13 protein-coding genes and 1 pseudogene are annotated in these 15,142 nt (G+C 37.3%); 7 read left to right on the forward strand and 7 right to left on the reverse strand.

Annotated features, from left to right (window positions below; all coding sequences use genetic code 11):
• Positions 1–6 precede the first annotated feature (6 nt).
• From AC3CH7_RS11235 to AC3CH7_RS11245, 3 genes are all read left to right on the forward strand, one after another.
• The gene (locus tag AC3CH7_RS11235; RefSeq protein WP_012295223.1) at positions 7–711 is read left to right on the forward strand and encodes a response regulator; all 705 of its coding nucleotides are present in this window, start codon (positions 7–9) and stop codon (positions 709–711) included.
• Between the two features lie 153 nt (positions 712–864).
• Positions 865–1,368: a VrrA/YqfQ family protein gene (gene vrrA, locus AC3CH7_RS11240; protein WP_036162144.1), complete on the forward strand. Its 504-nt coding sequence runs from the start codon at positions 865–867 to the stop codon at positions 1,366–1,368.
• Positions 1,369–1,442: 74 nt separating this feature from the next.
• Positions 1,443–2,414, forward strand: coding sequence for a 4-hydroxy-3-methylbut-2-enyl diphosphate reductase (locus AC3CH7_RS11245; protein WP_488381748.1), 972 nt, complete (start codon positions 1,443–1,445; stop codon positions 2,412–2,414).
• Positions 2,415–2,461: 47 nt separating this feature from the next.
• Here AC3CH7_RS11245 and AC3CH7_RS11250 read toward each other — a convergent pair whose 3' ends face one another.
• Together AC3CH7_RS11250 and AC3CH7_RS11255 are read right to left on the reverse strand one after the other, a co-directional pair.
• A complete protein-coding gene (locus AC3CH7_RS11250) occupies positions 2,462–3,163 on the reverse strand; it encodes a response regulator (protein WP_012295226.1) in 702 nt (233 codons plus the stop codon).
• Between the two features lie 27 nt (positions 3,164–3,190).
• Positions 3,191–4,771: an ATP-binding protein gene (locus tag AC3CH7_RS11255; RefSeq protein ID WP_031417016.1), complete on the reverse strand. Its 1,581-nt coding sequence runs from the start codon at positions 4,769–4,771 to the stop codon at positions 3,191–3,193.
• 112 nt (positions 4,772–4,883) lie between these two features.
• Here AC3CH7_RS11255 and AC3CH7_RS11260 point away from each other — a divergent pair, with 112 nt between their 5' ends.
• The 3 genes from AC3CH7_RS11260 to AC3CH7_RS11270 all read left to right on the forward strand — a co-directional run bounded on the left by AC3CH7_RS11260 (position 4,884) and on the right by AC3CH7_RS11270 (position 8,378).
• On the forward strand, positions 4,884–5,933 hold the full coding sequence (locus tag AC3CH7_RS11260) for a TRAP transporter substrate-binding protein (RefSeq protein WP_031417018.1): 1,050 nt from the start codon (positions 4,884–4,886) through the stop codon (positions 5,931–5,933).
• 264 nt (positions 5,934–6,197) lie between these two features.
• Positions 6,198–7,457 carry a dicarboxylate/amino acid:cation symporter gene (locus tag AC3CH7_RS11265; protein ID WP_012295229.1) on the forward strand — a complete coding sequence of 420 codons (1,260 nt, stop codon included), beginning with the start codon at positions 6,198–6,200 and terminating at the stop codon, positions 7,455–7,457.
• A 384-nt stretch (positions 7,458–7,841) separates the two neighbouring features.
• A complete protein-coding gene (locus tag AC3CH7_RS11270) occupies positions 7,842–8,378 on the forward strand; it encodes a tubby C-terminal domain-like protein (protein ID WP_012295231.1) in 537 nt (178 codons plus the stop codon).
• A 66-nt stretch (positions 8,379–8,444) separates the two neighbouring features.
• Here the strand turns inward: AC3CH7_RS11270 and AC3CH7_RS11275 are convergent, their stop codons facing one another.
• The gene (locus AC3CH7_RS11275; RefSeq protein WP_012295232.1) at positions 8,445–9,068 is read right to left on the reverse strand and encodes a hypothetical protein; all 624 of its coding nucleotides are present in this window, start codon (positions 9,066–9,068) and stop codon (positions 8,445–8,447) included.
• 229 nt (positions 9,069–9,297) lie between these two features.
• Between AC3CH7_RS11275 and AC3CH7_RS11280 the strand changes: the two genes are divergently transcribed.
• Entirely contained in the window at positions 9,298–9,477 is a 180-nt protein-coding gene (locus tag AC3CH7_RS11280) for a hypothetical protein (RefSeq protein WP_012295233.1), read from the forward strand.
• 137 nt (positions 9,478–9,614) lie between these two features.
• Here AC3CH7_RS11280 and AC3CH7_RS11285 read toward each other — a convergent pair whose 3' ends face one another.
• The 4 genes and pseudogenes from AC3CH7_RS11285 to AC3CH7_RS11300 form a co-directional block, all read right to left on the reverse strand.
• Entirely contained in the window at positions 9,615–10,940 is a 1,326-nt protein-coding gene (locus AC3CH7_RS11285) for a purine-cytosine permease family protein (protein WP_036216906.1), read from the reverse strand.
• A 58-nt stretch (positions 10,941–10,998) separates the two neighbouring features.
• Positions 10,999–11,316, reverse strand: a complete 318-nt coding sequence (locus AC3CH7_RS11290; RefSeq protein ID WP_036216908.1) for a cupin domain-containing protein — start codon at positions 11,314–11,316, stop codon at positions 10,999–11,001.
• 3 nt (positions 11,317–11,319) lie between these two features.
• Positions 11,320–13,074: pseudogene (locus tag AC3CH7_RS11295) on the reverse strand (hydantoinase B/oxoprolinase family protein).
• A complete protein-coding gene (locus AC3CH7_RS11300; RefSeq protein WP_036216920.1) occupies positions 13,074–15,116 on the reverse strand; it encodes a hydantoinase/oxoprolinase family protein in 2,043 nt (680 codons plus the stop codon). Before AC3CH7_RS11300 ends, AC3CH7_RS11295 begins: the two are co-directional and overlap by 1 nt.
• Positions 15,117–15,142: the final 26 nt, after the last annotated feature.

A 15,142-nucleotide genomic window follows, 5' to 3' on the forward strand; every position in this document is an offset into this window, starting at 1 on the left:
AATTTGATGAATAAACGAATTCTTGTAGTAGAAGATGATGTGGCCATTGCCAATTTAATTAAAATGACATTAGCTACCCAGCATTATGAATTCGACATTGCCCAAGATGGGAACAGCGCACTTCAAAAGGCTATTACCATGAAACCAGATGTTTATATTTTAGATTTAGGACTACCGGACATAGATGGTGTAGAGCTTATTACAAAAATTAGAAGTTGGACGCAAACGCCCATTATTGTCGTCAGTGCGCGCGGAGAAGAATATGACAAAATTAACGCTCTGGACGCAGGTGCAGATGATTATGTCACAAAGCCATTCAGTGTGGAAGAATTATTAGCAAGAATTCGTGTTGCCTTAAGAAGAGCAGCGTATGAATATCCACCTGAACAGGAAAATGCAACTTTTACCAATGGCTATCTTCAAATTAATTACGTAGATCAAACGGTATTAGTGAATGGAAAGGAAATACATGTCACACCTATTGAATATAAACTTTTAGTTGTTTTATCCAAGCATGTTGGGAAAGTTTTAACCCATAATTTTATTTTAAAGGAAATCTGGCACAACGCTCTGCAATCAGATATTCCAAGTTTACGAGTGTTTATGGCGACACTTCGAAAAAAGATAGAAGATGACCCAGCACAGCCTAAACTAATACAGACACATGTGCGAGTCGGCTATCGAATGCTTCGCTATCATGAAGATGAATAAGATAGGAGAATTGTAGCAGAAGGCTTATTCGCCCTTCTGCTCTTTCATGGATGAATTCGTCTTATAAATTATCGCACCCTCCCATTAGCCTCTGCATATCATAGCTATAATCAGGTATGTCATCAATGAAAAACAAGTAGAAAGGAGATCATTATGGTATTTCGACCACCTTATCCATACCCTATGTATCCCGGTGGCATGAGAATGCCCATGCCAACACCACCACAGATGTCACCGCAGTCCTTTTTCCCGCCTGGAGGCTTCCCTGCTCAACCACGAATTCCAGGCGGCTTTCCAATGGCAAATGGAATAGGTTCCTTTGGAGGACAAATGCCGATGCCACCTGTGCAAGAACCATCTAAAATCGGTTCATTCTTACAACAAGCAAACAGTCTATTTAATTCCGCTAAAACTTATACACCATATATCCAACAAGCGATGCCAATGGTTAAAAATATACCGTCCTTATTAAAACTATATAAAGGATTCCAAGGACTACCTTCGACGGGAGGCGGAGCGGCTGGCGCTGATCGTGGAGGCAGTGAAAGCAAGGCTGCTGCTGGAAATAAACGATCAGCGAGGCAAAATACATCAGCATCATTTTCGCCTCCTGAACCAATTCCATCTAAACCACGTATTTTCCAGCCACCCATGTAAATGAACGTTTCTTTGTATTCGCCGCCCCTGTCCGTTATAATGTAGATAGGTAAAGCTTGAAAGGAGTCACAACCATGCAAGTATTAAAAATTAATCCACGTGGCTATTGCTACGGTGTTGTTGATGCGATGGTCATCGCACGAAACGCCGCACTCGATAAAACATTACCAAGACCTATCTACATTTTAGGAATGATTGTCCATAATAAACATGTCACAGACGCGTTCGAAGAAGATGGTATCATCACTTTAGACGGCGATAATCGCTTAGAAATTATCGAACAAGTTGAATCTGGTACTGTGATTTTCACAGCACATGGTGTTTCACCTGAAATTCGTGACATTGCGAAGCGTAAAGGCCTAGTGTCCATTGATGCTACATGTCCTGATGTAACAGTTACCCACGATTTAATTCGTGAAAAATCTGCAGAAGGCTATGATATTATTTATATTGGGAAAAAAGGACATCCGGAACCTGAGGGTGCCATTGGCGTTGCACCTGATCATGTCCATTTAGTTCAATCTTCCAATGATATTGATTCGTTAAATTTAACGAATCATAAGTTGCTTGTCACAAATCAAACGACAATGAGCCAATGGGATGTTGCCCATTTAATGGATAGTTTAAAAGAAAAGTTCCCACATATTGAGGTACACAAAGAGATTTGTTTAGCTACTCAAGTCCGTCAAGAAGCTGTCGCTCAGCAGGCAGGAGAAGCGGATCTATTGATTGTTGTAGGCGACCCTAAATCGAATAACTCCAATCGTTTAACGCAAGTTTCTGTTGAAATCGCTGGAACACCTTCCTATCGTATTGCGGACGTTTCAGAGCTTAAAATAGATTGGTTAAAAGGAATTAATAAAGTTGCTGTTACAGCAGGAGCTTCAACACCAACACCTATTGTCAAAGAGGTCATTTCATTCTTGGATCAATTTGATGAAAATGATCCATCCACACATGTTATCAAACGTACGGTGACATTAGATAAAATTCTACCGAAGATTAAAACACCTAAACCAGTCGATAAGATTATGCCCCATAAATGACGATAAAAAAATCCTGATTGTTATTATCACAATCAGGATTTTTTTCTTTATTTACTAAAATAATAGTTTATCGGACGACCAATTCCACCATAATGGACATCCATCGTAATTTTTTCCTGTTTCTCTAAATAATCTAAATATCTTCTAGCTGTAACTCGGGCAATCCCGACCCCACTCGCTACATCTTCTGCTGATGCGCCATCTACCGATTGCAAAAAGTGCACCACCTTATCAAGGGTTGTACGATTAAAGCCTTTCGGAAGGTTTTTTTCTGTTTGTAACAAGATAGTCTGTTCCAAAGGTTTTTGCCCATCGCGATAATGGAATAATTGATCCAATTCGCCTTGTGTTAGCTCGCGTTCCGTTTGCGTTTGTTTTTTAAAGTGTAAATAATTTTCTAGGGTCCCTTTGACACGTTCAAAGGAAAAGGGTTTCATAATATAATCAAAGACACCTAGGTGTAGTACTTGTTTCACCGTGTCCATATCATTCGCAGCCGTAACAGTGATGACATCTACTGGTAAGTCCAGCTCGCGTATTTTACGTAAACTAGTGATGCCATCTTGCTCCGGCATAAATATATCCATAAATACTAAGTCAGGCTGATGTTGACGAATTTGCGTAACCCCATCTAAGCCATTTGATGCTTGTCCAATCACTTGAAATTGATCTACCTTTTCAATAAATTGTCGATTTACCTCACGCACCATTGGATCATCCTCAATTAATAATACCTTAATTTTTACCACTATCAGCCCTCCATTCCAAATTAATGCTTACGCATAGTAAAACGTTATTAAAAAACTAGTCCCTTTATTTGGTTCACTGATGACTTCGATATCACCTTGTCCTTTTTCAACAATCTCTTTTATTAAAAATAGCCCTATGCCTCGGTAATTTTTCTCTTTTGTTGAATAGCCATTGTCAAAAATATGACTCTTGATCTCATCTGTCATGCCAACACCATTATCCGTCACAAGAATGGCTAATACATCCTCATCCTCATCGACAGAAACATGAATGACCTTCTCCTCCACCTGAGTATCCCTTAATGCATCAAAGGCATTTTCTATTAAATTCCCAAATAGAATGACGAAATCATGATGATCTAAATTAGGTGGAAAGGATGTTAAGCGACTTTCACGGTCAATTTCCAATCGAATCCCTTGTTCTTTGGCATAGGAAATTTTACTAAGCAATAGCCCTGAAATATTTTCATTTTTAATGCGTTCATTTAAAAAGTTAGTAATTTCATCATGTTCTTCCTTTACCTGTGTCAAGTAGGATAATGCCTGATCATGATGTCCAAGTTGTAAAAGCCCAGCTATCGTATGCAATTTATTTTTATGCTCATGAGTTTGAACACGAAGCGCTTGGACAAATGCTCGTACTCCTGTCAGTTCTTCAGCAAGCCTTTTCACTTCTGTACGATCTTTAAACATAGCCACTGCTCCCACAGTTTCTCCATTTACCTGTATGGGGATACGATTACTCATAATACTATGATCATTTATATATAGCTCACGGTTAAATAGTGGCTGATCAAGCTCTAAAATTTCAGGTAGCCTTGTATCCGGTAGGACGTGAAATATTTTCTGACCAATTAATTTGGATGGCTTTTCGTGAACCCCGAGTATTACACAGGCTTTCTCGTTAAAAATGGTAATGGTCAAATCATTATCGATGGCAATAATACCTTCATGCATCGCATTAAAGGTTTCCGTTCGTTCAACATACATTTTGGCAATTTCATGGGGCTCTAATCCAAACATTTGCTTTTTCATATGAAGCCCTAATGTTCGCGCACCCCATACGCTAAAGATTAGTGATAATAGTAACGTAATGATAAGCTCGGTCTGCATCGATTGCAGTAATTCCGCCACCGTCAAAACACTATATCCAACGACCGTAACACCAATTTGTTGTCCTTGATTGTTCATGATTGGTACAAACGCGCGAACCATGTTACCATGCTCCCCATGCGCGATTGATGTATAATAATGTTCAGAAAAAGCGGCATTTAAATCAGCCGATTGCGAAATGCTTCCAAGTTCCTCCCTGTTAGGGTGAGAATATTTCCGTCTTTTCGTATCCAAAACAACAATATATTGAGCACCATTTATATCTCGGATTTCTTCAACTACAGGGTTAATATGTTGTATGGCCATTTCCATGTTTTCATGGGCAATATAGGTTTTGATTTCGGGAAGCTGCGAGACTGTTTTAGCGACTAGTAACGCTTGGTCACTAAGCTTGCTCTTTTGCTCATTCATTACATATCCCAACAAAAAAGTACCACCAATACTAAAGGAAAGCATAAGAATAAAAAAAGTTAGCGACATAATTTTTCTTTGCATCGATAACTTCTGAAATTTCAAGATGCTCGCCTCCCCCCTACTATATTTTAGCTTACTCCATATGTTAGAATAACAAAAACAATAGAAAATACGAATTAATTGGGTGTATTCAATGAAAAAATTTATTATTGGAACGATTGTAACTGTCTTAATTTTAGTGATCACTATTAGTGTTCAACAAGGTTTACTTTTTGCTAAGCCGCTTCCCTACGATGATGAGCAGAAGGGATTAGACACACAGATTACCATCCATTTAAGTCATGTAGTAGCTGAAAATACGCCAAAAGGACAGGCTGCCAATAAATTTGCTGAATTAGTAGAAGAAAAGACAAAAGGGAAGGTCAAAGTACATGTTTACTCCAATTCCTCTTTATTTAATGATGAAAATGAGTTTCAAGCTTTGCAAAAGGGAGAAGTCGAAATGATTATCCCTACCTTTTCTAAAATGACCACGTATGTACCGAATTGGCAAGTTCTTGACTTACCCTACCTGTTTAATACAAATGAAGAAGTACAAGAAGTTCTGACAGGAATGATAGGTGATCAATTATTAAACGAGCTAGAAGCTATTCATATTAAAGGACTCGGCTTTTGGTACAACGGCTTTAAACATCTAACCTCTGTTGATCACCCCATTCATACATTTGAAGATTTACAGGGTTTACGCATCCGCACAATGCCTAGCAAAACATTGGAAAAGCAATTTGAAGTATTGAAAGCAACACCTATCCCGATTTCCTTTAGTGAGGTTTATACAGACCTAGAGAAACATGCCATTGATGCACAGGAAAATACAGCGTCAAATATTTATTCAAAAGGCTTCTACAAGGTTCAAAAACATATGACCATCACACAGCATGGTATTTTAGGATATGCGGTATTAATGAATGAAAACTTTTGGGATTCCTTACCCGTGAAAATTCAACATCAATTAGTGGAGGCTATGAAGGAAACAACAGATTGGCAGTTTGAACAGGCTGCCCGTATGAATGAACAAGATATGTTAAAGCTCAAACAGCAAGATGATTTTGATGTTTCTACAATGAGTCTCAAGGAAAGACAGCGCTTTAAGGAGCAACTCGCCCCTGTCTATGATTTTTATAGGGCTCAACTACAAAATGATTCCATTTTGACGGAGATTGAAAAAATTGTTGCACCCTAATACTTTTGTTCATTAATGATAGATCCTTACTTTTCGTAGGGATCTTTTCTTTTGTATTATAATAGATTCCGAAAAATCAAAACTACTATAAAACAGCTTAAAACCATTGCTATTACTGCATTTACCATCCCTATCATTGAAAAATGAACAAAATGAACAATAGAAACATTACGGTCATAAAAACTATTGTCGGAAAATTTCAGCTATGATAACGACATGAAAGCGTTCACACAATCTTCATAGATGTTGTAGGGGGAGAATTATATGCGTATAAATTTCAAAAACTTAACAGTACAAGTATTGATTGCTATTGTACTAGGAATTATAGTAGGTGCTACGTTCCCAGAATTTGGAGCAAAGCTAAAAATATTAGCGGATATATTTATTAAACTTATTAAAATGTTAATAGCACCAATTATCTTCTTAACAGTTGTAATTGGAATTGGTAGTATGGGAGATGTCAAAAAGGTAGGGAAAATTGGGGGAAAAGCCTTAATCTATTTTGAAATTGTTTCCACATTTGCCTTAGCGATTGGACTTATAGTTGTCAATATTGTAAAACCAGGTAAAGGTTTTAATACGGAAGCTGCCAATGGAGCAGATGTCTCTCAATATACAGACGCGGCGGCGGCAGAGCACGGTCTGGGTGCATTTATTATGCAAATTATCCCTGATAATGTTGTGGGTGCTCTCGCAAATGGTGAATTATTACCTGTCTTATTCTCAGCCGTATTATTTGGTTTAGCAGCAGCAGCGATTGGAGAACCAGCTAAACCAGTTATTAAATTTTTTGAGCAAGTTGCGGATATCTTCTTTAAAATCGTTAATATGGTCATGAAAGTTTCTCCTATTGGCGCATTTGGTGCCATGAGTTATACAATCGGAAACTTTGGACTTAAATCTCTTGGCAACTTAGGATTTTTAATGCTATCCGTCTATATCACAATGTTTATTTTTATCGTTGTTATTATAGGGGCCATTACACGCTACTTTGGATTTAGTATTTTTAAATTTATTAAATACATTAAAGATGAAATTTTCATCGTGATTGGTACATCTTCTTCTGAATCAGCATTGCCTTCCATGATGCGTAAATTAGAAAACTACGGCTGTTCTAAACAAGTTGTGGGACTAGTTATACCAACAGGTTATTCGTTTAACTTAGATGGAACATCCATATACTTATCGATGGCAGCTATATTTATTGCCCAAGCTTACGGGGTTGATTTAGATATTTGGCATCAAATCACATTACTAGCCATTCTAATGCTTACATCTAAAGGGGCTGCTGGCGTAACCGGCTCTGGGTTTATCACACTTGCTGCTACATTAGCGGCATTCCCGATGATTCCCGTAGAAGGGATTGCATTATTAATCGGGGTTGACCGATTCATGTCCGAAGCCCGAGCTGTTACCAATCTAATTGGTAATGGTGTGGCGACAGTGGTCGTTTCAAAAATGGAGAAGGAATTTGACACAGAGCAGGAAAAGCGGGCTCTCTCAGGTCAAATCGCGCAATCTTAAATAGTTAAAAAGGCTACTGAAAGCGAGATACTTGTCTCTCTTTAGTAGCCTTTTATATAGTCCATTTTTAGAAATTCATAGACACCACCATTTCCTTGCATATAGGTATGGTCATCATGCTAAAATAAGCAACTAATTCGTGTTTTGTTGTGACAGCAAAAATAGAATTCCCTCTTATATTCGTATTGAGAAATGCTTGTAAATCCTCCTGATCAGCCTTCATATCATAGAAAGAATAGTCGCCATTATAATGCCAGTTATAGGCAATATCTTCGCTTGTTCTTGTGTAATTGTTTGAAATCGATAGTTCAAAACTTCCCCTTCTGTCATTTTGTGAAACCTCCTGGATGACCTACTCGTATATATAATGAATGGAGGTTCTTTATGGCAACATTTACACTTACCTATCCAAAGGGCTTTAAAAGCTTTTCCGCTATTCCAATTATGAATGAACACAACGAAACAGTGTGTATGCTTCAAAAAGTAGAACGTTCTTCTACTGGAAAAGTTTTAAACGCCGTATTATTAGTCGCGACACAGCAAACTTTACCCTATCGTTATGAAACACGTACAACTCTAGGTGCCCCGCTTTTTCAAGTACAATCTACTCTATTAACAAAAGGGGTTAGTCATCAGCTCGTTATGCCTGATGGTAGCATCATACCGATTGTCCGAAAAACAGTTCAATTATTAGAATCCTCTTACACCTTTACAATGGACAACTTGGCATTTCGTTTTGAGAAGGATTTTACTTCTACCGCCTATTTATATTGTAATGATGTGAAAATTGCGAGTGCAAGCCCAATAGAGACTGAGCTCATACGGACGGGACTTATGTTTAAACTTTTCCAAGCTGACGACATGCACTTTGTTGCACTACTGGCAACACTCTATCAAGCTCTATTTGCCATGAATAATTAATGTAGATTCCCATAAATAAATTACCTAGCAAAAAGGAAGGCATCTAGATTATAGTCTCGATGCTTTTCAATTAATTTTTTCTCGTTCCTCATTTAGTATATGAATGATATAGGAATCACTTTGATTCACATTTGTTTGGACAATCTTTTTTACTGCCCCTTCCATCTTAGTCGCTAATTGAAGTGCCTCCTCATTGTCACCATTTATAGTTGTTTGAATCGTAATGGTTGTACGATTCTCTAGTATTAAGTATTCATATACATCAAATGCCTGTAACCCTTTAATTAAATCTTCGATTAATAGATTAATATCATTGCCTATCGTTTTATTACCATCGAGCAAAGTAGTAAATTCCCATCTTTCAAAAACAATGGAATAATCCTTTAATGCCGAAGTTTTTAAAGCGCTTTTAGCAATAGCCTCCATGTCTTTTTTAACCGACTGTACATACTCTTCTCCTCCTACAATTTGGATGACCAATTCCTTGTCCGCAGTTGTTTTAACATCAATACCAACGTATTTTTCAAGGAGCTTATCTTTCAATAGTGATAAACTCAGCTCTTCTTTCGTAATAATTGGACCTTTCTCGATATTCGCTTCCACAGGCTTGCCATCTACATATTTATTAAACAGGATGATGATCGCGATAATGACCAGCATTAATCCTGTAACGACTCCAATCCGTTTCACATGAAATCCCCCCTGTTAGGAAGGTATGAACTCTGCAAATACAATATTCACCGTTTTCTATCACTGTTTTATAGTTACTATGCTATGGACCATTTCTGGTATTGCTAAATTTCTCTCACATATTCCGGAACACGAAATAAATTTGCTATGTTTTGTCCTTTCTGTGTCATGATTCTAAAATAGGAGTACACTAAAGGGGTAGTAATTCTATATTTTTGGAGGGTTTTATATGGATGCAAAAGCAGCGGAAATTAAAAATATTATGACCTTGAATCTACTCGTACAAATTTTAAAAGAACGTGGCATTATGACGGATAAGGAATTAAAGGAACGTCTCTCAAATACGGTCAAGCTATCCTCTATGGATGCAGATTTGAAAGAAAAGGTTATCGAAGAAATCGAACATTAATAGGAATGATCCAAACAAAAACAACCGCTTCCATGCTGTGAATATAGCTGAAAGCGGCTGTCTTATAATCCATGTATTTGATGTTAAGGTAATAATTACTCAAGGAAAAACTTCAACCAATAGCTTTAAACGTATATCTAATTTGTAAGATTGTTTCCTGTAAATTGATCTGGGGCCACTTGTTTCTTTACTTTCATTGCGATTAAATAAACCACGATCGAAACAAATAAAGATAGTACTGAAGGTAAGCCCATTGGATTTACATATTGAAAATAGTACCCAATCATAACAGCTGCAACAACTGCAATCGTAGCCATCCAATTCCATCCTTTTATTTCAACCCATTGTTTTTTACGGATGAAAAAGAAGTCTGCAAACATAACACCTGCTATTGCTGGATAAAGCAAAGCCGTTAAATACAGGAAGTCTGTAAAGTAATCTAGAATGCCCATTAAAGCAATGATTATGGCAATTATCGTACCAATAAATGTGAGTAACGCACGACCCTTACCTGATGTCACATTTAAAACATTGGCTAACGCTAATCCCATACTGTAATTGTTAACCAATTGAGATGTCCAAGTAGCTAACCATAAGATGAGGAAACCCCAAACTGGAAAACCTAAATTCATCATAACATTTACGATATCTGGCTCTCCCACACCCACAGACATGATAGCTCCTACAATAAATAGAGGGAATCCAATTAAAACTATCCCACTTGGAATAATAAAATTGTCTTTCCAAGTCGGCTTTGCATAACGGGTGTAGTCAGAAGCAATTACCCATTGTGACACATTGACACCAATTACAAGACTAATAGCTGCCATTATGGTCATCGATGGTTCAGGACTCCAAGATGTGATAGTCTGCCAGCCTGTATTTTTTAATGCTAAATAAATACCACCAACAATTAACAATAAACCCGACGGTACTGCTAAATAATCTGTCCACTTCATTGAACCATAGCCAATAATTGAAGGTGCAGCAAAAAGAAGACCTGCCACTGTCGTAACTATTGCCCAAGCTAGCCAGTCGTGTTTATAATCAATCCCAAACATGGCAGCAATGGCATTCCCAGCAACAGCCGTTTGTAATGCCCACCAGCCAAGTGAAACAATAAAGATTGTCAATCCAACTATTAACTTAGCTTGAACTGTTCCAAAGCTTGTTTTAGCAATTACTGAAGAAGGTAGTCCGGTTTTAGCTCCGATATATCCTTGTAATGCATTACCAAGCCATTGAAAAACAAATAAAGCAATAATCAAAATTAAAAATACCTTACCTAATCCGAAACTAGCTGATAAACTTGCTCCAACCATTAAAACAGGAATCGTAAATTCAAGCCCTCCAAATATCATCGTTGGTGTAATCCAATGTTGGCGATCATTCTCTGGTATTGGTGTTAATGCAGGATCTTTCCCAAGCATAGATGTTTTTTCTGTGTTGACTTCATTTTTCATTTACCTAACCTCCCTTACTGTATGTGTTCATTCATAGCTTGTTTCCTATTAAATCTCTTTATCTTATATCTAATAACGCATAGATCAGTTCAACCATTTCATCACTATCATTTTTACACCAATGAGGTTCTCCAGCAGGAATATAGGAAGCTTCCCCTTGTGAAATTCGGTAATTTTCCCCACCCGATTCACCTGTTAAAGTACCTTTTACAATAAAGGAGTACTCATTTTCTAAATGAGAGGTTGTCCCTTCTAGTGGTAATCGCTCCCCTGGTTTTATTTTGACAAAGCCAAATTTTATTTGGCTATTGTTGTATTTGTCTTGAAATAGGTTCTGTTGAACAATATCTCTCTGTGACACTTCTTTAATAATCATAGGTTATTCTCCCTTTACCACGTGATTTCTTTCTGGCATTTCTTCAAAACTGTAGTCTGACTCATCTACAAGAACATGAAAAATAGTTTCTGCTTCTTTTTTTGAAAAATAGCCATTTTTCACATCATGCGCTACCTGTTCCGCTGTACGTTTAAGTGGATTTCCATAGCCTCCACCCGTACCAGTCATTAATTGAACCACATCATTTTTATTTAGTTTATACCTTGGATAGACACCGAACGGTCCATCCACCTGGCCATTCGCTTTTTTTACATAAAATTCATTCGGCGAGCCTTCATGTCCATTGTCAATCCCCCATGGTAAAAATTTATTCCTACCAAAGGTCACAGTTACTGCTTGATTATCCGTCATGGCTCTATAGGATCTGATTACTCCTTTACCGCCAATGTATTCTCCTGCGCCTGCTCCATTTCTATCTTCTCTTAAACAATATTCATCAATTAACACACCGTAGCGAGTTTCTGCTACCTCAATTGGCACATTATACGTTTCCCCATCCGAAAAACAGAATTGACCAGAGGCTCCATCAGCATCGTTTCCACCACCCCATCCACCTACAGATGGTTCAACAATTAAAAAAGGCTCTCCTGTATCATGATGTGTACCACTTAACGTTACAGCACAAACGGATAAAAATTGACCAGCAGTTAATCGACTCGGTATATGCGGTGCCAAAGCTTTCCATACTAAATCCAAGCTACCAAGCAAGGTCTCAAAATAATTGGACACAGGTACTGGTCTTTCCGCGGACATAATTGATTGAGGATCAACAATTATTTTTAATGGTCTAAACACACCATCATTTACATCCTGCGCTGGATTTGTAATAGCTAAGAAAATTGCACGTACAGCTGATGCTAAACCTGTATAGGAACAATTCATTGGTCCAGGTACTTGAGGAGAACTTCCTCTAAAATCACAAATAAATTCATCGTCTGATATTGTCACTTTCACTTTTATTGGAAATGGTCCGTTACCAATCCCATCTGTATCAATAAAATCTTCAGCGTAAAATTCTCCTTTAGGTAAGCTTGCAAGCTCCTGCTTGGCCATTGCTTCTCCATGATCTAAATGATATTCAATTGCTGCCAATATTGTAGCTAATGTGTATTTATCACACAGTTCCCTTACTCGTTTTTCTCCTGTTCGAAGAGCTGCAACTTGTGCAAACATATCTCCTAAAGATAAATCTGGGAACCGCACATTTGAACGTATTATTTCAACAATTGCTTCATTCAATTTACCTTCGTCATAAAGTTTGATACATGAAAACTGTAGCCCTTCTTGAAATATATCAACAGAATCATTAGTAAATGAACCTGGATCCTTCCCTCCAACTTCTGTCCAATGAGCTTTATTAGCTGAAAAAGCAATTAATTGACCTTTATAAAAAATTGGCATTACGAGTCCAACATCTGAAAGGTGTGAACCACCCCCTTGATAAGGGTCATTAATTATAATGATATCTCCTTCTTTTTATTTATCTCCTGGATATTTTTTTAATGTTTCTTTTACCATAAATGTAAGCATGCCGATAAAACCTGTCACACCATTACCCTGAGTTAATAAATTACCTTCTGAATCTGTTAAGCCACTCGCATAATCCAGCACTTCATAAATAATGGGACTCATTGAAGTTCGTGCTAAAGCTACAAACATTTCATCTCCTGCAGATAGCAGCGCATCTTTCACAATTTCTAAAGTAAATGGATCAATATGTGGATTAATTGCAGTCATTACGCTTCCTCCTTCTCAATGACAATATTTCCATAAACATCTATATAGAGTGATTGATTATAATAAATGACGGTAGCTGCAGCTCTTTCTTCCACAATAGCAGGACCATTTATCTTCATTTCAATAGGTAAAAGTTCACGATCATATATATTTGTTTTAACCCAGCCATCATTTTCAAAATAAACATTGCGTTGTTCTATTAATGCATCTTGTAAGTTAGTTTGACGCTCAATCGTTTTTAATTTAGGTTTACCAACCTTCCCAAAGGCCGTCACATGAATATTAACGATTTCTGTCTCCGCTTCTGGTAGTTTAAATGTAAAATTCTTTTCATGTAATAAATTAAAATCTGCAATTGCTTTTTCTAACACTCGTTGATTCCATTCACCGCCCTCTACAGGTACCTTTACAGTATGCTCCTGGCCTAGATAACGCATATCTGCATAGCGTTGGAAAAATACATTACCTTGATCCATGCCTTCTTCCTGGAAGTGTTGGAATGCCTGACGTTCAATATTTACCCATATTGAATTCATTTTTGTTAAATCAAGATCATTCATACGTTTAATGTATGTTTGAATATAATCATGACGTAAATCTGTCATGAGCATCCCCCATGCGGAAAACACTGGTGAAGCAATTGGAATAATAACCTTTTTAACACCTAATTCCAAAGCTAAAGCAGGTGCATGCATGGAACCTCCACCACCAAATGCAATCATGGTAAAGTCTTGAGGGTTATGACCTTTACGAATAGAAATCAACTTTAGAGTATTTAACATATTGGAATTTGCAATACGAATAATTCCCAGTGCAGCTTCTTCAGCAGACATATGAAAATGTTTCCCAATTTTTTCTTCAACTGCATTTTTTACATTATTTAAATTCACCTCATAATCAAAGTTCTTTGGTGATAATCTACCAGTTAATAAATTTGCATCCGTTGTAGTCGGCTCTGTTCCACCTTGGCCATATGCAACTGGACCTGGTCGAGCACCCGCTGACTGAGGCCCTACTTTTAATGAACCTGCACCATCAATCCATGCAATGGAACCTCCACCGTTACCAATCTCAACAATATCAACAACTGGTGTTTTAATTGGATAACCTGCACGTCGAGTATCTTTTTCGATATAATAATCTGTAGAAACTTTTACTTCGCCATTTTCAATCAATGAACATTTTGCTGTTGTTCCACCAATGTCGAAAGCAATAATATTTTGTTCTCCTAGTAATTCACCGAGTACCGCTGCACCTAAAATACCAGCAACTGGACCTGATTCTACCATATTAATTGGTAAACGCTTCGCATTATCAAATTTAGTTGTACCACCATTTGACTGCATAATATAACTTTGCTCTATAACAATAGTATCTTGTAATTTTTGTTCAAGTCTATCAATATAAGTTGTTGCAGTTGGTTGTACATAAGCATTTAAAACTGCTGTATTAGTGCGTTCATATTCACGCCACTCTTGTGTAATTTCACTGGAAGCGGTTACCTGAACTTCTGGCCACAATTCCTTTATTTTTTCTACAGCTGCTTTTTCATGCTCGTTATTAACATAGGAGTGTAAAAAAGAGATTGCAATGGCCTCAACCTTTTCCTTCTTAAAATATTCAACTATTTCTTCTAGTTCATTAATTTCTAGAGCTGCTAATACTTGTCCCTTATAATTAAGTCTTTCAGTTACTTCTCTGCGTAAATATCGTTCTACAAATGGCTGTGGTTTTTGATATTTAACATTAAATAAATCAGGTCGATTTCCACGGGCAATTTCCAACACATCCCTAAACCCCTTAGTTGTAATTAGACCCGTTTTTGCTCCTTTGCGCTCAGTTAAAGCATTGATAATAACTGTTGTGCCATGGATAAACATTTCTAAATGCTGTTGGTCCACTCCACTTTTCTTAATAACATCAATGACTCCTTGTTCAAAATTTGGAGGAGTTGTATTACTTTTTTCATAGCCGAAGTTTCCATGTTCATCAACATATACTAAATCTGTGAATGTACCCCCAATATCTGTTGCTACTCTCATTTCATCCACCCAACCTTCCACTTTTT

It is taken from the genome of Lysinibacillus sp. F12 (assembly GCF_057773605.1).